This is a genomic window from Burkholderia semiarida, from assembly GCF_029268935.1.
GTDB classification, from domain to species: domain Bacteria; phylum Pseudomonadota; class Gammaproteobacteria; order Burkholderiales; family Burkholderiaceae; genus Burkholderia; species Burkholderia semiarida.
This window is the reverse complement of sequence record NZ_JAHLCL010000003.1, coordinates 22,209-41,117: the sequence shown is the minus strand read 5'-3', so window position 1 is coordinate 41,117 and position 18,909 is coordinate 22,209. Positions and strand designations below refer to the sequence as shown.

General features: G+C 66.9%; 17 protein-coding genes. 6 read left to right on the top strand and 11 right to left on the bottom strand.

Annotated features, from left to right (window positions below):
- The first annotated feature begins 26 nt into the window (after positions 1–26).
- Positions 27–1,805, top strand: a complete 1,779-nt coding sequence (locus KPB06_RS03915) for a PglL family O-oligosaccharyltransferase (protein WP_059578593.1) — start codon at positions 27–29, stop codon at positions 1,803–1,805.
- Positions 1,806–2,256: 451 nt separating this feature from the next.
- A complete protein-coding gene (locus KPB06_RS03910) occupies positions 2,257–2,607 on the top strand; it encodes a TonB family protein (RefSeq protein WP_059578589.1) in 351 nt (116 codons plus the stop codon).
- A 23-nt stretch (positions 2,608–2,630) separates the two neighbouring features.
- On the opposite strand, the gene KPB06_RS03905 is transcribed toward KPB06_RS03910, so the two are convergent.
- From KPB06_RS03905 to moaC, 5 genes are all read right to left on the bottom strand, one after another.
- Positions 2,631–3,980: a hypothetical protein gene (locus tag KPB06_RS03905; RefSeq protein WP_059578795.1), complete on the bottom strand. Its 1,350-nt coding sequence runs from the start codon at positions 3,978–3,980 to the stop codon at positions 2,631–2,633.
- Between the two features lie 70 nt (positions 3,981–4,050).
- Entirely contained in the window at positions 4,051–5,202 is a 1,152-nt protein-coding gene (locus KPB06_RS03900) for a WD40/YVTN/BNR-like repeat-containing protein (protein WP_059578587.1), read from the bottom strand.
- 79 nt (positions 5,203–5,281) lie between these two features.
- Positions 5,282–6,148 (bottom strand): calponin homology domain-containing protein, encoded by an 867-nt coding sequence (locus KPB06_RS03895; RefSeq protein WP_059578584.1) that lies wholly within the window; start codon positions 6,146–6,148, stop codon positions 5,282–5,284.
- Complete coding sequence (locus tag KPB06_RS03890) at positions 6,141–8,828, bottom strand: type VI secretion system Vgr family protein (RefSeq protein ID WP_059578582.1); 2,688 nt, start codon at positions 8,826–8,828, stop codon at positions 6,141–6,143. Before KPB06_RS03890 ends, KPB06_RS03895 begins: the two co-directional genes overlap by 8 nt.
- A 120-nt stretch (positions 8,829–8,948) precedes the next feature.
- A complete protein-coding gene (gene moaC, locus KPB06_RS03885) occupies positions 8,949–9,437 on the bottom strand; it encodes a cyclic pyranopterin monophosphate synthase MoaC (RefSeq protein WP_050014564.1) in 489 nt (162 codons plus the stop codon).
- A 271-nt stretch (positions 9,438–9,708) separates the two neighbouring features.
- Between moaC and KPB06_RS03880 the strand changes: the two genes are divergently transcribed.
- Positions 9,709–11,403: a M48 family metalloprotease gene (locus tag KPB06_RS03880; protein WP_060011305.1), complete on the top strand. Its 1,695-nt coding sequence runs from the start codon at positions 9,709–9,711 to the stop codon at positions 11,401–11,403.
- A gap of 39 nt (positions 11,404–11,442) precedes the next feature.
- Here the strand turns inward: KPB06_RS03880 and KPB06_RS03875 are convergent, their stop codons facing one another.
- From KPB06_RS03875 to KPB06_RS03850, 6 genes are all read right to left on the bottom strand, one after another.
- The gene (locus KPB06_RS03875) at positions 11,443–12,030 is read right to left on the bottom strand and encodes a DUF2946 family protein (RefSeq protein ID WP_059578578.1); all 588 of its coding nucleotides are present in this window, start codon (positions 12,028–12,030) and stop codon (positions 11,443–11,445) included.
- Entirely contained in the window at positions 12,023–13,060 is a 1,038-nt protein-coding gene (locus KPB06_RS03870; RefSeq protein WP_059578575.1) for a hydrolase, read from the bottom strand. The genes KPB06_RS03875 and KPB06_RS03870 overlap by 8 nt, the downstream gene beginning before the upstream one ends.
- Positions 13,061–13,093: 33 nt before the next feature.
- Positions 13,094–13,540 carry a nuclear transport factor 2 family protein gene (locus tag KPB06_RS03865; RefSeq protein WP_006477934.1) on the bottom strand — a complete coding sequence of 149 codons (447 nt, stop codon included), beginning with the start codon at positions 13,538–13,540 and terminating at the stop codon, positions 13,094–13,096.
- 115 nt (positions 13,541–13,655) lie between these two features.
- Positions 13,656–14,693 carry a lipopolysaccharide heptosyltransferase II gene (gene waaF, locus KPB06_RS03860; protein ID WP_059578574.1) on the bottom strand — a complete coding sequence of 346 codons (1,038 nt, stop codon included), beginning with the start codon at positions 14,691–14,693 and terminating at the stop codon, positions 13,656–13,658.
- A gap of 139 nt (positions 14,694–14,832) precedes the next feature.
- A complete protein-coding gene (locus tag KPB06_RS03855) occupies positions 14,833–15,027 on the bottom strand; it encodes a zinc-finger domain-containing protein (RefSeq protein ID WP_006482499.1) in 195 nt (64 codons plus the stop codon).
- A 51-nt stretch (positions 15,028–15,078) separates the two neighbouring features.
- Positions 15,079–16,002, bottom strand: coding sequence for a branched-chain amino acid transaminase (locus KPB06_RS03850; protein ID WP_011546109.1), 924 nt, complete (start codon positions 16,000–16,002; stop codon positions 15,079–15,081).
- A 207-nt stretch (positions 16,003–16,209) separates the two neighbouring features.
- Here KPB06_RS03850 and KPB06_RS03845 point away from each other — a divergent pair, with 207 nt between their 5' ends.
- From KPB06_RS03845 to KPB06_RS03835, 3 genes are all read left to right on the top strand, one after another.
- Positions 16,210–16,965: an AzlC family ABC transporter permease gene (locus KPB06_RS03845; RefSeq protein WP_059578571.1), complete on the top strand. Its 756-nt coding sequence runs from the start codon at positions 16,210–16,212 to the stop codon at positions 16,963–16,965.
- Complete coding sequence (locus KPB06_RS03840) at positions 16,962–17,285, top strand: AzlD domain-containing protein (RefSeq protein ID WP_059578569.1); 324 nt, start codon at positions 16,962–16,964, stop codon at positions 17,283–17,285. Before KPB06_RS03845 ends, KPB06_RS03840 begins: the two co-directional genes overlap by 4 nt.
- Before the next feature lie 279 nt (positions 17,286–17,564).
- Positions 17,565–18,761: a phosphoglycerate kinase gene (locus tag KPB06_RS03835; protein WP_059578566.1), complete on the top strand. Its 1,197-nt coding sequence runs from the start codon at positions 17,565–17,567 to the stop codon at positions 18,759–18,761.
- Positions 18,762–18,909 lie beyond the last annotated feature (148 nt).

Sequence of the window (18,909 nt, the reverse complement as noted above, 5' to 3'; positions counted from 1 at the left end):
GCCGGTTGCTGACACCCGGTTCGCTCATGCCTTCTACTTTTTCCCGTTCGTTGTCGCTCGTTGCGCTGGCTGTCGCCCTGATCGTGCCGTATGCGATCACGAATCACACGTATCCGATCCCGACCTTCTATTCCGAGTTTTCCGCGCTCGTGCTGTATCTGTTGCTGGGCGTATCGGTCGTGCTGCTCGCGCGCACGGGCCGGCCGGTCAAGCCGTTCGCCGCGCCGGCTGCGTTCGTCGTGCCGATTGGCTTCGCGGTGGTGCTGATCGCGCAATTGGCGCTGATCCCGCTCAAGGTGCCGTCGATGAACTGGCTGGCGCTCGGTTATCTGGCCGCGGCGCTCGTCGCGATGCAGGCCGGCTACGCGCTCGCGCGCGACGGGATCGCGGAAACCGTGTCGCGGATGATGGCCGGTGCGCTGCTCGTCGGCGGCGTGTTCGCGGTCGGCACGCAGATCGTGCAGTTGTTCCACCTCGAGTCGGCCGTCTCGCCGTTCGTCGTGGTGTACAACATCGCGGTCGACCGCCGTCCGTACGGCAACATGGCGCAGGCGAACCATCTGGCCAGCTATATCGCGTTCGCGATGGCGGGCGCGCTGTATCTGGTGCAGACGCGCCGGCTCGCGGTGTGGGCATGGCTCGCGCTGTCGATCGTGCTGTCGGTCGGTCTCGCGCTGACGGTGTCGCGCGGGCCGTGGCTGCAGGTCGCGGTGATGGTCGTCGCGGGGTTCTGGATGGCGTGGGTCGAATCGCGCCGCACGCAGGGCAATGCGCGTGCGTGGCTGATCCCGGTCGTGCTCGCCGTTGCATTCATCGCGGTCAACGTCGCGGTGCGCTGGGCCAACGTGCACTACCACCTGAATCTCGCGGAGTCGGCAGCCGACCGGATGCGCGACGCCGGGCAGATCGCGCCGCGCCTCGCGCTGTGGAAGTACGGGCTCGCGATGTTCCGCGAGCATCCGCTGCTCGGGGTCGGCTGGGGCGAATTCCCGTCGCACCAGTTTGCGCTCGCGCGCACGCTCGGCGGCGTCGAGATCGCGAACAACTCGCACGACATCTTCATCGATCTGCTCGCGAAGTCTGGTCTGGTCGGCCTCGGCGTGCTCGCCGTCACGCTCGTCGCGTGGTTCGTGCGCGCGGTGCGGGCGCCGCAGTCGAGCATGCGCGTGTTCGGTTTCGCGCTGATCGGCATCCTGCTGATGCATGCGCTGGTCGAGTATCCGCAGCAATACATGTTCTTCCTGCTGCCGGCGATGTTCGTGATCGGGTTGCTCGACGTGAAGCCGCTGCGCATCCTGCCGGGGCGCGCGGCATTCGGGCTGTTCGCGGTGCTGTCGTTCGGTGGCGTGCTGGCGGCGGTGCCGGTGCTGCGTGACTACCAGCGCGCGGAAGTGCTCTATTACGGCAGCAGCCCGGCCGCGCAGTATCGCGATGCGCCGTCGCGGCTGTTCGGCGCATGGGGCGATTACGGTGCGGCGACGCTGCTCACCATTTCGTCGGAGAACCTGCCGCTCAAGCTCGCCGCGCACGAGCGCGCGATCGCGCTGCTGCCGGGCGAGACGGTGCTGCGCCGCTACGCGGTGCTGCAGGCGCTGGCCGGCCGCGAAGCCGACGCGCTCGATACCGTCGCGCGCCTGCATGTGTTTGCAAAGGAATTGAAGGACTGGCCGCAACAGCTGGCCGCGTTGTACAAGCTGTGCGATGACGAGCCGACGCTGAAGACGTTCCGGGCCGCACTGGCAGCAAAGTACGGGGAAGCGCCGGCCGACGCGGGCGACGACTCGGACGACGACGATTCGGATTGACGGCTGCGCGTGCCGGCACGGGGAATACCGGCGTCTATCGGTTGCGATGAAGGCGGATCGACGTCGGGCCCCGCGGCCCGGTGCACGCGCAACGCGCCACGCCGGTCGGGTATCGATTACATCGCGGATCGCGTGGAGTCCGCTCGAATGGGCGGCGATTCGCGTCAACCATTGTCAAATCGCCGCCGTTGACCGGGTGGCGCGTGCACAATGCGCGAAAGCGCTCGCATGAAAGCGGCGCGGGGCTAACCGGTGCGAGCGTAGAAAACGCCCGCGGCTATCCGGGACATTCCACGAACAGGATCGCGGTCGAGCGTCGCTCGGCCGTGCGGCCGTAACGGGGCGCCGGTCCGATGGCCGCGGCGCGGTGCGACACACGCGGCGCGGCCGGGGAAGGCTTCCGTCGTGCGGCGCGCGTGCCCAGACCAGTACTCAAGAACGATATTCGACCATGGCTATCCGCTCAACCTACCTGATCCTGCCCGCCGTCGCGATGCTGTTTTCTGGCTGCGCGATGCTGACGTCGTCGCAGGAAAGCAAGCTGACCTGCCACATTCCGCGCGCGGTCTATCCGGATACCGCGAAGCCGCTCACGCGCCAGGCGACCGTGCTGGTGCGCGCATTGATGACGACGTCCGGCGAAGCGCAGAACGTGACCGTGACGACGAGCAGCCGCAATGCGGCGGCCGATCGCGCGGCCGTCGAGGCGATGACGCACGCGAGTTGCACGCAGACGGGCGCGACGGCGAATCCGTTCCTGCTCACGCAACCGTTCGTGTTCGAGCCGCGGCGCGCCGAATGACGAGCGCGGCGCGGCGCAGTGATTTATTCATCGAATTGAGTCTCCCGTCGTAGCAGCGGGATTCGGTCTTGTAAGGCACGGTTATTTCGGACCGGGAACGACAGTTTCCTCAGTCTTTCATCGAGCAACGAGTACAGCGTGTTCGTATCCTGATTGAAATACCGAGTGTGATAGACGATCGCGTCGATATTCTGCTTCCAGGTCTTGCCTGCGTCAGTGCTGCTGATCATCAGGGGGATCGGTGGATCATCGATTGCCTGCCCGGGGTCGGTCGCATAGACGAGCAATAGGCCATCGCGGCCCACGTCGAGGCCGCTCAGGATGAGCTTCCTGTCAAACGTCGTCACTTGCCGGACTTGGTCGGGGCGCGTGTTCGCCCACGTCGAAAGCACGCCGGTCCGGCGTGCGCGATCCGGTGCAGTATCCTCGCCGCTCTCGTTATCGAGGAGAGACAGCGTGTAAAGCACGTAGCCGCCAGCCGTGGCGGGCGCAGACACGAGTCGAGTGACGGTCTGGTCAGGTAAGACGGTATCGAGAACGAACGCCTGCTGATTTGGCGCGAGTCGGTATACGACGCTGCGGGCAGGGGCCGTAGCCGACCGGTCGACAGGGTAGGTCACTCGCAGGGTGCCGTCGGGCCCAAGATTTACTCCTGCGAAGCTGCGCCAGGGAGCACCGCGGACGGCTGCATCCGGCGGTAGTGCAATCCGCTGCCAGGACACGCCGCCGTCGGATGTTCGCCGCACGGCCGGGCCCCGACCGATCGCATAACCGCGTCGCGCGTCGATGAAGAGCAACTGAGCGATATCCTCGTGCTCGGGCCAGTCGAGCGGTGACCAGTGACGGCCGCCGTCGAGCGATTTCCAGACACGGGTTTGCTGCGAGACGAGGCCGTCTGCCGGATGTGGCGCCGTGTAGCTAGTCCGGCCGACGCCGATGACCTGGACCTGACCGTCTCGCGAATGCCACCACGCCGTGTGTTGGCCCGGCGCTTGCAAGAAGCGCTGCAGCCCTTGATCGAGGGTGCCACGGAAGAAATTTACGGTCCGCCGATTGAGGGTTTCTGCTGCGTTGTTCATCCACGCTTCGGTGGGTTCCGCGACCATTGGATTCTTCCACTCGCCGGGAGGCTTCAGCGTCACCACAGGGTCGGCGACCGTGAGCGACATGATTTCATTGCCGGTGACGTAAAAATCACCTACACCCGCCGGTCGGTCGGGCCACGTCACCTTCGACGAAACGGTTTCCCATCGAGGGCCTGTGTTTTCGAACAGCAGAATCACTACGATGCTGCCGATCGCGATGGCTGCCAGCCACTTCGCTCTGGACCGGTTGCGCACGGGGTGGGCTGGAGTCAATGGAGAAGAGGGCATGAGGCCGATCATGCCGCAGGCGTCGTCCGATTCTGCGGACCCGGCCCACGGCAAATGCGTCTGGTAGCGATCAGAACTGCCGTTTCCGAAGTGTGTAGGCAAACACCGAATAGAGCGTATTCGTTTCCGGGTCGAAGTAGCCGCCCTGCGAAGCCTTGTCGGCGGTTTGCCGCCATGTCTTCCCACCGTCGGTGCTGCTGATGGTCAGATCGATCGGCGCGCCACCGCCGTTCGCGACGTTCGGATCGGTCGCGTGAACCAGCAGGACGCCGTTGCGACCCGCGCTTAGTCCGTTGAGCGTCAGCGAGCTGTCGAACGCATGCAGCTGCTGGATGTGATCGGGATGCTCGCTGGTCCAGGTCGAAATGACGCCCGCACCACGACCACTGCCGGATTCGCCGCTTGTACGCGACAACGCATACACCGCGTAATTGCGGACGGGTGCCGGTGGCGATTCGAGGCTGACGACAACTTGTCCGGGCAGCACCGCTTCCCGGACGAAATCCTGCTGACTCCACGCGAGCCGCCAGACAACGGCTGCCGGTTGCCGATGTTCGGCGTTTTCGACCTGATAGGCGATGCGCAATATGCCGTCCGGACCGAGGCTGGATCCGTCGAAAGTCCCGCGCGGCTTGCCTTGGACGGCGGCACCAGGTGGCTCCGTGATTTCCTGCCACGTTTGCCCGCCGTCTGCCGTTCGCCATACGTGCGGCCCCCAGCCGATGGCGTAGCCTCGTTGCGAGTCTATGAAGAGCAAGCGGTTGATGTTGCGGTTCGCCGGCCATTCGAGCTGGGTCCAGTGCTGACCGCCATCGCTCGACTTCCAGAGCTTGGTCGTCTGAGGGGCCGCTCCGTCGCCGGGGCGCGGTGCCGCGTAATCCATCCAGCCGGTGCTTACGTACAGGATTCGCCAGTCAGGCGAGTACCACCATGACGCGGTCTGGCCCGGTTCCTGAAAGTGACGCACGGAGCTGCCGCCTAGCGTGCCGCGCAGGAAACTCACGGTCGATCGGTTCAGCCGTTGGTTCGAATCGTCCATCCACGGTTCGGCGAACTCCGCGACGTCAGGGTTCTTCTGCTCGCTTTCCGGCTTGAACGTGAGTTCCGGTCGTGCGACCTTCAATGACATGAAGTCGTTGCGCTGTACGCGAAATGCGCCCGCACCGTACGGCTTCTCGTTGCGCATGAATTCGGTCGATACTGTTTCCCACCCTGAAGTCATTTCCGTATATCCGTAAATAGCGATCGGTAGAGCGAGCGCGCATCCCGCGATCAAAAGCCATTGTTTGCTTTTTCGCATGTCACTTCACCAGCAGCCTTCCGAGGGCCTTGCCGACCGGATCATCGACGTCCCATGCGTCGGCCTTGTTCCTGAGCACGGGGATGGCCGAATCGACTGCCTGTCCCCACGTTCTTCCGTCGCCCCATTCCTGAATGTTCGGGCGCATCCCGATCTTGACTAGATCCATGATCGGCAGGTCTGCCAATCCGCCGTCGAGATAGGCCATCGGGTGCGTCTTGAATGCGAATTCCTTGAACTTTTCTGTGTTCATTTCGAGTTCGAACTGTGGCCACGTCATGTCGACGCTACCGTTTCCGGGTGTCGGACTGGCCATCTGGATCGTGTCGCCCATCATGTTCTGATTCAGGCCGTCTTCCATGTTGACCTGAAGCAATTTCCGCGCTTTGTTCAACCACGCTTTCCCTTGGCGGCTGAGTCGAGGGTAAAGATTCTTGCCATAGTCGGAGCAATAGTAGTAGCCGTAACTAACGTAGTAATCGGGTGGTTTATGTCCGCACCCGATATGACGCATCATGAAGTTGCCGTGGCGCGACCAGTCGGAATCCGTGCTTTCCGTTTTGATCAGGTTTTCGCGCCGATGCAGCAATTCCTGGGCGACCTTCTTGTCTTTCCAAGGATCCCATGACGTGGCGAACTTCTTCACGGTTTCCCATATGCTCGACATACTGACTTTCTGGACCGTCTCCCAGTATTCGCCGTGAAGCGGCCGATAGTAAAACGGGCAGGTACCGACGACCCATTTCGGTGCCGGCGTCACATGCTTGTCGCAGATGTTGATCTGCACCTTCGGCCGATCCTGGTATCCCGTCGGGGTGAGCATCGCCGCACCTGTCCCGAGCACCTTGTCGTGTTGTCCGTCAGCCATTCGATTTCCCCAGAAACTTGACGACGACGTCGTGCGGCACGTGGCTCTGCGTGAGCCCCGTCTCGCCTGCCGCGTTGGTGACGCCCTCCGAGATCAGCTTGCCGTTCGAGAACATCTGGTACCGCGTGTTCGCGACCGGAATGTCGGTGCCGGCCCAGTGCGCGATGAACGCCTGGTCGTAGTTGCCGCTGGAGTTCGGCAGCGTCGGCATCGTTTGCGACAGGTGGGTGGGGCCGCTGAACGCATGCTGCGCGCCCTTGATGTCGATCTTGCCGGGCGCGTGCACCTCGATGTTGCCGTCCGCGATGCGGATATAAGCGCCGCCGGACGTCAGCAGGATCTCCTTCGCCGCGGCGCCTTCGACCGATTGCGTGACGGCGATCAGCTTCAGCGCCTTCTGTGCGGTCAGCTCGATGTTGTCCGCCTGCGCCTGCACTTCGACCTTGCCCTTGCCGGCGAACAGCTTCATCCCAGCGTTCTGCGCGAACAGGCTGATCCGGTCGAGGACACTGGCGATCAGCGATTTGCCGGCGGCGACGTGCGTGCTTTGCCCGCTGACGAGGTTGATGTGCTGGTCCGCGGCAAATTGCGCGGATTGCTGCGTGGACAGCCCGATGCCGGCCGGGCTGCCGAACAGCATCACGGGTTCCTTGAACGCATTGGCCGAGCCGGTTCCGCCACCTGAGGTCCTGCCGCCGGCGCTGTTGCCGCCCACGCTGTGCTGCGTCGCATCGCTGAACTGCTTCAGCGCCGTGTGGCCGGCGTCGAGCGATTCGCCCTGATGCTGCGCGCTGACCTGCGACATGGCGTCGATCAGCCCTTGCGCGCGCACGAGCTGCTCCCGCGTCTCGTCGACGTCGAGCGGCTGGCTTGCCGCCTGCTTCGGATGCGTCGTCACATACAGCCCGCGGTTCGCGCGCACCGCGCCGTATGCGTCGGAACGCAGGTCGAAACCGCTGCCGAGATAGCTGCCGCGGTTGTTGCCCGTGTGGTCGATCAGGTAGCCGAGGTGCAAGTGCGTGTTGGCCTGGCTGCTGTACAGGTGCACGCGGTTCTGTGCGGTCGCGTCGTCGAGCACCAGCTGGTTGTAGCCGGCGCCCGCATATTCCTTTGACCGGTATCCGGACAGGAGCCCGTTGCTGTGCCATTGCGGACGCGTCGCGCCGTTGTAGACCTTGCCGACGACGATCGGGCGATCGCAGTCGCCGCCGAGGAAATCGACCAGCACTTCCTCGCCGGCGCGGTGCGGGTGAACGGCGCCGTAGCCATTGCCCGAATCGGACGCCGTGGCGCGCAGCCAGCACGACGCCTTTTCGTCGCCGTCGTTCACGCGGTCCCAGTGGAATCGGACCTTGACCCGGTTGAGCTCGTCCGTGTGAACCTCTTCGCCCTGCGGGGCGACGACGATCGCCGATTGCAGGTGCATCGGCGGCTTCGCATGCTCGAACGGGCTGCGGAACGGCACCGTCGTGCGCTGCGCTTCGATGCGGATCTGAAAGAAGCCCTCGCTGCCGTCGGGATGCCGCACGCGCGACAGGTCGTTATCGGTTTCCCGCATGAGGCGGCCGATTTCGGCCTGCAGGCTGTGCGGGAAAACGGCCGACTCGTCGGCCACGGGCAGGTTGTTGACGATGATCCACGTCGTCTCGATCACGGCGAATTCGCGTTGACCGGCATCGTCCTTGTCATGTTCGGGATGATCGGCGAACTCGAACGTGCGTCCCGCGTCCATGCGTCGCACGCCGCCGACGCCGTGAAAGCGCTTGGCGTGCGATTCCTGTTCCTCCATCCAGATCTTCGACAGATGGTCGCCGCGCGACTGCTCGGGATACGTGTACGCACCCGTGTATTCGTAGACTTCGAGTTGCCCCGGCAGGTCGCCCTGGTTCGCGATCGTCGGCGTGTGAGTGGCCTTCGGATTCGACGCGGTGGGCGGCTGCTTGTAGTCGAACGTGCGCGTGGTGCGCGCGACGCTTCGCAGCGTGCGCGTACCGGCGAACTGGACGAGCGTGTCGGCTTCGTCGCCCGCGCCCGCGTGATGAAAGCGCACGGTTCGCGGCGACAGCGCGGGCAACGCATCGAGGCGATCGACGATGACGAGTCGGTGCGACTTGCCGTCGTCGTCCTGTTCCCAGAAACCGTACAGGCCTTCCGATTCCATCAGGCGATGGACGAAATTCCAGTCGTCCTCGTATTGCATGCAGAACGAGCGCGACGGCAGCGGCTGGTAGAGTTTGAACGTGAAGCGGCCCTTGGCCTGCGGGTGCTGGTTCAACACGTCGGCGATGATGTCGTCTGCCGACCGGTCCTGCCAGATCCGCTGATCGCGGCGGAATTTCAGGAAGTGCAGGAACGACGCAAAAACGACCTGAAAGTGCGTGAGGCCGCTGTCCGATCCGAGCCGTCGGACCGCATGCACGTAGCCGTGGTGTGGCGCGTACGATTGGTCGGCCTGCTGGATCCACAGCGTTACCGGCTGCGCGATCAGTTTCTTGAGTTCGACGTCGTCGGATACCGACACGGTATCGACGGTGAACTCGAAATGGCGTCCGAGCCGCGACCGGCCCGTGACCCGCTGCGGCAACAGGACGTCAGGGCCGAGCGGGGTATCCAGCTTGACGAGGCGCTCGTGCTGGACCGGTCCGGCCAGCAACGCGCTTCTTGACGCTTGCGAATTCATCACCAGGGCTCGCTTTGTTGTGCTGTTTTGCTGGTTCGCACGCTCTCTCGTGCGGAATCCGGTAATTGTATGAGATAAACGGCTTTATCTCGAATTTGCGGGCCGGCCGCGCCCGGCCGTTCAGCCCGCCGCGTCTTCCGCCTTCCAGTCCCCCGACTTCCCGCCGCGTTTCTCCCGCACGCTCACGTCGGTGATCACCATTCCGCGATCGACGGCCTTGCACATGTCGTAGACGGTCAGCAGCCCGACCTGGACGGCCGTCAGCGCTTCCATCTCGACGCCGGTCCGGCCGAACGTCTCGACCTGCACGACGCAATGCACGCCGGGCAGCGCGTCGTCGAGTTCGAAGTCGACGGCCACGCGCGTGAGCGCGAGCGGGTGGCACAGCGGGATGAGGTCGGCCGTGCGTTTGGCACCCTGGATCGCCGCGATGCGCGCGACGCCGAGCACGTCGCCTTTCTTGGCCTTGCCGTCGCGGATCAGCGCGAACGTGGCCGGCAGCATCCGGATCGTGCCGCGCGCGATCGCGATGCGCCGGGTTTCCTGCTTGTCGCCGACGTCGACCATGTGCGCATGGCCGGCGGCATCGAAATGGGTGAGTCCTGACATGTCTTCCTCTTGTGAGAACGGAGTGCGCGCGCACGTCCGTCGATCGCTGCTTCGCGATCGGCCGGGTACCGGAACCCATGCCGACGCGGCGAACCGATCCAGCCTCGCGACGGGCGCCTATCATAGCAGCGGCGCCTGCGTCGCCGGGGGCGCAGATGACGCACGCGCGGCACGGGACAGTCGTCGCGGCGCCGGTACAATGACCCGAATATTCAGACCAAACGCCGCGATGCGCGCCGCTCGCGCGGGACGGCGTCGTTTTCATCCTGCCATGCGTGTCAAACAGTTGCTTGCCGTGTCGCTGTCGGCGGCGCTCGCGCTGCCGCCGGGCGGCCATGCTCAGAGCGCATCCGCGCCACCGCTCGAGCCGGCGGCCGGCGGCGGGACGTCGATTTCCACCGTGCCGTCCGGCATCGCGACCGGCGTGTTCGGTACATACGGCGGCGCGGAGAGCCGATTCTCGGGCGCGGCCGGTGCGTCGGCGCCCGTCGCGAGCTTGCGCGCGCCGCTGCGTGCACTGGAGCTGCCCGATCTCGGCGATGGCTCCGGCGGTTCGCTGACGCCGCGAGCCGAGCGCCGGCTCGGCGAGCGCGTGATGCGCGAAGTGCGGCGCGATCCCGACTATCTCGACGACTGGCTCGTGCGCGACTACCTGAACGCGATGGCGGCGCGGCTCGCGGCCGCGGCGGCCGCGCGCTACATCGGCGGCTACACGCCGGACTTCGACCTGTTCGCGGTACGCGATCCGCAGATCAACGCGTTCTCGATGCCGGGCGGCTTCATCGGGATCAACAGCGGGCTGGTGGTGACGACGCAGACGGAATCGGAGCTCGCATCGGTGGTCGGCCACGAGATGGGCCACGTGCTGCAGCGGCACATCGCCCGGATGATCGGCGCGAACGAGAAGACCGGCTACACGGCGCTGGCGACGATGCTGCTCGGTGTGCTGGCCGGCGTGCTCGCGCGCAGCGGCGATCTCGGCAGCGCGATCGCGATGGGCGGGCAGGCGTATGCGGTCGACAACCAGTTGCGCTTCTCGCGGTCGGCCGAGCGGGAGGCCGATCGCGTCGGCTTCCAGCTGCTCGCGGGGGCCGGCTACGACCCGTACGGGATGCCGGGCTTCTTCGAGCGGCTCGACCGCGCGTCGATGGGCGATGCGGGCGTGCCGGCCTATGCGCGCACGCACCCGCTGACCGGCGAGCGGATTGCCGACATGGAAGATCGCGCGCGCCGCGCGCCGTACCGGCAGCCGCGCCAGTCGGCCGAATACGGGTTCGTGCGTGCGCGTCTTCGCGTGCTGCAGAACCGGGCGCCGACCGACATCTCGGCCGAGGCGCGGCGGATGCAGCTCGAGATCGACGATCGCACCGCGCCGAACGTCGCGGCGAACTGGTACGGCATCGCGCTCGCGAACACGCTGCTCGGCCAGTACGACACGGCGGACAAGGCGCTCGCGTCGGCGCGCGGCGCGTTCGACGCGCGCGAGCGGCGCGACGACGATCCGGCGACGAGTTCGCCGAGCCTCGACGTGCTGGCCGCCGACATCGCCCGCCGCGCGGGCCGCACCGACGACGCGGTGCGGCTCTCGGCGCTCGCGCAGCGGCGCTGGCCGGCGTCGCACGCGGCGATCGTCGCGCACCTGCAGGCGCTGCTCGCCGCGCGCCGTTTCGCCGAAGCGCAGACGCTCGCCCGGGCGCAAGCGAAGGCCGACCCCGAACAGCCGGACTGGTGGGATTACCTCGCGAAGGCGAGCGACGGCAAGGGCGACGTGCTCGCGCGGCGCCGGGCGCTGGCGGAGAAACTGGCGCTCGACGGCGCGTGGCCGTCGGCGATCCGGCAACTGAAGGAAGCGCGCGATGCGAAGGACGTGTCGTTCTACGAGCAGTCGATCATCGGCGCGCGGCTGCTGGAGTTCGAGGCGCGCTACAAGGAAGAGCGCGACGACGAGAAGAACGGCCGCGGGTAGCGGCCGCCACGGGGCGAACGCCGACGGCGCCGGGGCGGGTCAGTTGCTGCTGCCGGCGGCGTCGCATGCGTGGCGCGCCGGGCTCGCGACGTAGCCGAACCGCGCAGGCACGTCGGCACAGGCGATGCTGCCGAGCGGCAGCGTGCGGCCGTCGCGCCAACGCAGCATGGGCGGCTCGGCATCGAAATCCGCGTGATCGGCGAATAGCCCGAGATCGTGGTCGTGCAGCGCCGCGATGCGCGGGGGTGTGCCGGCCTCGCGAAACAGCACGCCGCCGCCGTCGTCGAGCCAGGCTGCGTCCGGTTCGAACGGGGCGCCCGTCTGGTCGGTGAGCGCGAGCTGCCCGTCGCGTTCGGCGAGCCGCACGATCCACGGCGTATAGGCGAGCTCGACGTACACGCGCTGCGGCCCGTTCTGGAAGAACCACTGGCCCTGCGCGTCGCATGCGTAGTTGCGGCCGATGAACGCGTTCAGCGCCGCATGCCGGACCGGCGAGCCGAGCTCGCCGGCCGCCTGCGCCGCGTCGTCGCGCAGCCGCCATGTGCCGCGCCGGTCGAGCAGCAGCCAGCCGGTGCAATGCGGCACGTTCGGCCATTTGGCGAGCGCCTGCCTGACGATGTCATCCATGGTCGACGAATTTCGAGCAATAACCGAACACCCGCGCCGACAGCCAGTCGAGGCGGCCGGGGAACGGGCCGGTCATGAAGCCCGCATGGCCGCCGTGCGCGGGCTGGTCGAGCTCGACGGCCGGCGACACGTCGGCGGCGCCCGGCAGCGCGGACTCGGGCAGGAACGGATCGTTGCGCGCGTTGAGCAGCAGCGTGGGCACGTCGATCGCGCGCAGCAGCGGGCGGGTCGTGGCCTGTGTCCAGTAGTCGTCCGCGTTCGCGAAGCCGTGCAGCGGTGCGGTCACGACTTCGTCGAAGTCGCGCATCGTCACGGCCCGCAGCATCGCGTCGCGGTCGAACAGCCCCGGATACTGCTCGAGCTTCGCGAGTCCCTTGCGTTTCAGCGTCTTCAGGAAGCTGCGCGTGTAGACCATCGCGAACCCCTGCGACAGCGCGCGGCCGCCCGCGTGCACGTCGATCGGCGTCGAGATCGCGGCGGCGGCGCGCACGATCGACGTGTCGCTGCGATGCTCGCCGAGCCAGCGCAGCAGCACGTTGCCGCCGAGCGATACGCCGGCCGCGACCAGCGGCCCGCGATGCTGCCCGGCGAGCCGGCGCAGGATCCAGTCGACCTCGGCGCTGTCCGCGAGATGGTAGAAGCGCGGCTGGCGGTTGATCTCGCCGCTGCAACTGCGAAAGTGCGGGACGACGGCGTGCCAGCCCTTCGCGCGCGCGGCGGCCATCATCGCGAGCGCGTAGTGCGAGCCGGAGCTGCCTTCGAGGCCGTGGAACAGCACGAACAGCGGCGCGTCGGGCGCCGGCGCCGCGCTGTCGAGGTGCGCGACCCAGTCGAGATCGATGAAATCGTGATCGGGCGTTTCCCATCGCTCTCGCCGGTAGGCGACAACCGGACGCCGCGCGAACAGCGCGGGCACGATGGTTTGCACATGGCTGTTGGGTAGCCAGCGCGGTGCGCGATAGCGCAGTGTGTCGTCGGCGGGGGCCGGGGCCCCGGTCAGCGGCGAGGTGGGCGGAGAAGCCGTACTCATGATCGCCCCGCTAATGCGTTGCTTCGTTTTTCGTCAGTGCAGCGGACCCTGCCCATGACGGATCTTCGCGGCGAATTGTCCGGCCGCCTGTTCGGGAATCGGGCTCGCGTGGATGTGCGCGATCCGCCACTCGCCACGTTCGTGGATCATCACGTACGTCGCGAAAACCATGTCGGGTTCGGCCGTCAGGTCGGCCTGCTGATGCGCTTCGGCGATCGTATAGACGACCGTGCCGAGGCTGTCGTACACGCGGATGTCGAGCGGCTCGATCGTGACCGGGCGCGTCGCGAGCCGGTTGGCGAGCCCGCCGCGGATCTGGTCGAGACCGTGCAGATGCTCGCCGTCCGCCCATACGCAGCTGGCGAAATCCTCGTCGATCCACAACGCCAGCAGCGCGTCGAGATTGGCATCCGCGACGGCCTGGTAGTAGGCGTTCAGCGTATCGGCAGCGGCTTCGAAGAGGCGGGCAAAACGTGGCATCGGGGTTGTCTCTCGCGCGCGTCGCGCGCCGTATTCAGCGCGGCGGCCCGGATGGAGCCGCCGCACACCGGTGAATCGGATTGCCCGGCGCGCCGTGCGACGCTGCCGGCCAGGGTCAGCGCTGCCCGACGAGCATGCCGCGCAAATCGCCGAATACCTGCTCGGGACCGAGTTCGCGCAGGCACTTCAGGTGGCCGAGCGGGCACTCGCGTTCGAAGCAGGGACTGCATTCGAGATGTAACCATTGTACCTTCGCCAGGTCCGACAGCGGAGGGGTATGGCGCGGATCGGTCGATCCGTACAACGCGACGAGCGGCCGGCGCAACGCGGCCGCGACGTGCATCAGCCCCGAATCGTTGGTGACGACCGCGTTCGCGCGCGCGATCAGCGCGCACGCCTCGGACAACGACGTCTGCCCGCACAGGTTGCGCACGTTCGGCGCGTGGTCGGCGATCGCCTGCGCGGCCGCGGCGTCCTTCTGCGAGCCGAGCGCGACGATCTGCGTATACGGGAACGACTGGTGGACGATGGTCGCGAGCGACGCGAAGTGCTCGGGCGGCCAGCGCTTGGCCGGGCCGTATTCGGCGCCCGGGCAGAACACGACGAGCGGCTTGCGTGTATCGAGATTGAAACGTGCGGACACGCGCGCCGTCTCGTTCAGGTCGGCGTCGAGGCGCGGCGCGGGCAGGGTTTTCATCGACTCGGGCAGCTTCGCGCCCGGCGCGTACGCGAGCGCCGCGTAGTGGGTGGTCATCGGCGGCCGCTCGCCCGACTTGTCGGGGTTCGCGTGCCGCACGTTCAGCAGCCCGTAGCGGTGCTCGCCCGTATAGCCGATCCGCAGCGGGATGTTCGCGAGCCACGGGATCACCGCGGACTTCAGCGAATTCGGCAGCACGTACGCCGCGTCGTAGCCGACGTCGCGCAGGTCGCTCGCGAGCTGCCAGCGGCGCAGCAGCTGCAGCTTGCCGTGCGCGAGATCGGTCGCGTGGACATCGTGGATCTCGGGCATCCGCTCGAGCACGGGCGCGACCCACGACGGTGCGACGGCATCGATCGCGATGCGGGGATGGAGTTTCTTCAGCAGCGCAAAAAGCGGCTGCGCCATCAATGCGTCACCGATCCAGTTCGGTGCGATAACCAGCGCTCGACGCATCAGGTCGACTTCCGATGTCGTAATGAAGCACGGCGCGCGGGCGCCGCGTTCGGGTTGCCAGAATGGGAAAGGGCGGCGCGCCGGGCGTCCGGCTGCGCCGCCTTGCGGGTCGGCGGGCCGTGAGGCCCGGCGCCGGGGCTCAGTGGCCCTTGACGACCTCGCCGTCGCGCAGCTTGTAGCGCGTGCCGCAGTACGGGCAGCGCGCCTCGCCGTGCGACACGTCGATGAACACGCGCGGGTGCGCGTTCCAGCGCGTCATGGCCGGGTTCGGGCAGTAGGCGGGGAGATCCTTGGCCGTCAGCTCGACCAGCGGCATTTCCTTGATTTCGCTCATGAGACTTTCTCTTGTCACTCTTTGTGTGGGGCGGTCGGTGGCGCGGCGCGCTCAGACCTTCGTCAGCCAGTGCGCGTACTTCGCGTTCTTGCCAGACACGATATCGAAAAACGCCGACTGGAGCTTTTCCGTGACGGGGCCGCGCGCGCCGCTGCCGATCGTGCGGTTGTCGAGCTCGCGGATCGGCGTGACTTCGGCGGCCGTGCCGGTGAAGAACGCCTCGTCGGCCGTGTAGACTTCGTCGCGCGTGATGCGCTTCTCGATGACCTCGATGCCGGCGTCCTTCGCGAGCGTGATGACCGTGTCGCGCGTGATGCCGTCGAGGCACGACGATAGATCCGGCGTGTACAGCTTGCCGTTGTTCACGAGGAAGAAGTTCTCGCCGGAGCCTTCGGACACGTAGCCGTCGACGTCGAGCAGCAGCGCTTCGTCGTAGCCGTCGGCCGTTGCTTCCTGGTTCGCGAGGATCGAGTTCACGTACCAGCCCGACGCCTTCGCGCGCACCATCGACACGTTCACGTGGTGGCGCGTGAACGACGACGTCTTCACGCGGATGCCCTTCGCGAGGCCGTCCTCGCCGAGGTACGCGCCCCACGGCCACGCGGCGATCGCGACGTGGATCGTGTTGCCCTTCGCGGCCACGCCGAGCTTTTCGGAGCCGACCCAGATGATCGGGCGCAGGTAGCACGACTCGAGCCGGTTCTCGCGCACGACCGCGAGTTGCGCGGCTTCGAGCGTTTCGCGGTCGAACGGCACGTCCATCTGGAAGATCTTCGCCGAATTCAGCAGACGTTTGGTGTGCTCGCGCAGGCGGAAGATCGCGGTGCCGCCGTCGGCCGTCTTGTACGCGCGCACGCCCTCGAAGACGCCCATGCCGTAGTGCAGCGTGTGGGTGAGGACGTGGATCTTGGCGTCGCGCCAGTCGATCAGCTTGCCGTCCATCCAGATCTTGCCGTCGCGGTCGGCCATTGACATACGATTCTCCTGGAAGCGGTGATGTGCTGCGGGTGGTGTGCAGCGTTGAGCCGGAAAGACGCTTATTTTAGCGTCATTTGGGGGCGATCCGGTCGGACGGCACGGAGCCGGCGCTATAATCGTCCGGTACCGATTCCAATAACGACGGGCCGCACCGGCAGGAGGCGCCGGCGTCCCGACGAACCGCCCGCCGCGGCCCGCTTTCCCATGCTCGCTCGATTGTCCGCCACCGACCGCTTCGCGCTGATTCAGGGCGCGCGCGACTATTCCCCGACACTGATGGCGATCCTGTCCTGGGGGCTCGTCACCGGCATCGCAATGAGCAAGTCCGTGATGACGCTCGGGCAGGCGAGCGCGATGTCACTGTTCGTCTACGCGGGCTCGTCGCAGCTCGCCGTGCTGCCGCTCCTCGCGGCGAAGCTGCCGATCTGGACCGTGCTGCTCACGGCCGCGATGGTCAACCTGCGCTTCGTGATCTTCAGCGCCGGGCTGGCGCCCCATTTCTCCTACCTGCCGCTGTGGCGGCGTCTCGCGATCGGCTATTTCAACGGCGACGTGATCTACCTGCTGTTCCAGAAACAGGGCTTCGCGTACGGCCGCGTGCCGGGCAAGGAAGCGTATTTCTGGGGGATGGCGCTCGCGAGCTGGGCGTCGTGGCAGGTGTCGTCGCTCGCCGGCATCCTGCTCGCGAGCGTCTTTCCCGCGAGCTGGGGGCTGGAACTGGCCGGCACGCTCGCGCTGATTCCGATCATGGTGTCGGCGGTCGCGAACCGCTCGACGCTCGCGGCGGTCGCGGTCGCGGGCATCGTGTCGCTGATCGCGTTCGACCTGCCGTACCGGCTCGCGCTGCCGCTCGCGGTGCTCGCCGCGCTCGCGGCCGGCTGCACGGCGGATTTTTTCGTCGAGCGGGCCGACTGGCGGCGCATCCGTACCGAAACCGTGCACGAAAAGGAAATCGAATGAGCGCGACCGAGATCTGGATCGTCATCGTCGGGATGACGATCGTCACGGCCGTCACGCGCGCGCTGTTCCTGATCGGCGGCGAGCGCACCGTGCTGCCCGAACGCGCGCAGCGCGCGCTGCGCTACGCGCCGGCCGCCGCGCTGGTCGCCGTCGTGCTGCCCGATGTGCTCGAAACGCCGGCCGGGCTGTCGTTCGCGCTGTCCAACCATCCGTTCTACGCGGCGCTCGCCGGCCTCGGCTGGTTTCTGTGGCGGCGCAGCATGCTCGGCACGATCGTCGTCGGGATGCTCGTGTTCACCCTCCTGCGCCTGATCTTCTGATGGGCCGCCGTTCCGGTTCGGCGCGTGCCGTCCGGCTGCGCGCACGCATTGTTGCGTTGCAGCAATGCGTCGCTGCCGGCGCGTCATCCCAAATAGGCGGAATTCGCCGCCGCACGGGTCAGTCTGCCGGGTGGATCGGCTAGAATGCCCGTTCGAGATTTTGACCCGTGCGCGTCATGCGAACCGCCAGCCACGGCCGCATCCGGCGCCCTTTCGCGGCAGCCCGCGCACGTCCAGCGTGAACCCCTTTTCCCCATCCACTACTTCAATCTGTTCAACATGAGCCAAGTCAAGCGTCTTACCGACCTGATCGCCGCCGGCCAGCTCGCCGGCAAGCGGGTGTTCATCCGCGCCGACCTGAACGTCCCGCAGGACGATCACGGCAACATCACCGAGGACACGCGCGTGCGTGCGTCCGTGCCGGCCATCCAGGCCGCGCTCGACGCCGGCGCGGCCGTGATGGTCACGTCGCACCTCGGCCGTCCGACCGAAGGCGAATTCAAGCCGGAAGACTCGCTCGCGCCGGTCGCGAAGCGTCTCGCCGAACTGCTCGGCCGCGACGTGCCGCTGGTGTCGAACTGGGTCGAGAACGGCGTGAACGTCGCGCCGGGCCAGGTCGTGCTGCTCGAGAACTGCCGCGTGAACAAGGGCGAGAAGAAGAATTCGGACGAGCTCGCGCAGAAGATGGCGAAGCTCTGCGACGTGTACGTGAACGACGCGTTCGGCACCGCGCACCGCGCGGAAGCGACCACGCACGGGATCGCGAAGTACGCGCCCGTCGCCTGCGCGGGCCCGCTGCTGGCCGCCGAACTCGACGCGCTCGGCAAGGCGCTCGGCAACCCGGCGCGCCCGCTGGTGGCGATCGTCGCGGGTTCGAAGGTGTCGACCAAGCTGACCATCCTGAAGTCGCTGGCCGGCAAGGTCGACCAGCTGATCGTCGGCGGCGGCATCGCGAACACGTTCATGCTCGCGGCCGGCCTGTCGATCGGCAAGTCGCTCGCGGAAGCCGATCTCGTCGCCGAGGCGAAGGCGATCATCGACGAAGCGCGTGAGCGCGGCGCGTCGGTGCCGATCCCGTCCGACGTCGTGACGGCCAAGGAATTCTCGCCGACGGCCGCGGCCACGGTGAAGCAGGTCGCCGACATCGAAGCGGACGACATGATCCTCGACATCGGCCCGGATACGGCCAAGGCGCTCGCGAGCCAGCTCGAGAAGGCCGGCACGATCGTGTGGAACGGTCCGGTCGGCGTGTTCGAATTCGACCAGTTCGGCAACGGCACCAAGACGCTCGCCGAAGCGATCGCCAAATCGTCCGCGTTCTCGATCGCGGGCGGCGGCGACACGCTCGCGGCCATCGCGAAGTACGGCATCCACGACCAGGTCAGCTACATCTCGACGGGCGGCGGCGCCTTCCTCGAGTTCCTCGAGGGGAAGAAGCTGCCGGCGGTGGAAGTGCTCGAAACGCGGGCGGCCTGAGCGTGGCGGCGCGCGCAGGGGTGAAGGCCGCGCGCTCCGCGAAAGCGGAGCAGCCGGCCGGCGCGGGCAAGCGCACACGCGCGCCCGCGCGGGCGAACACCGCCCCGCGCGCACCGGCGGCCGCCGGCGACGCGGCCGTGCAGCACCA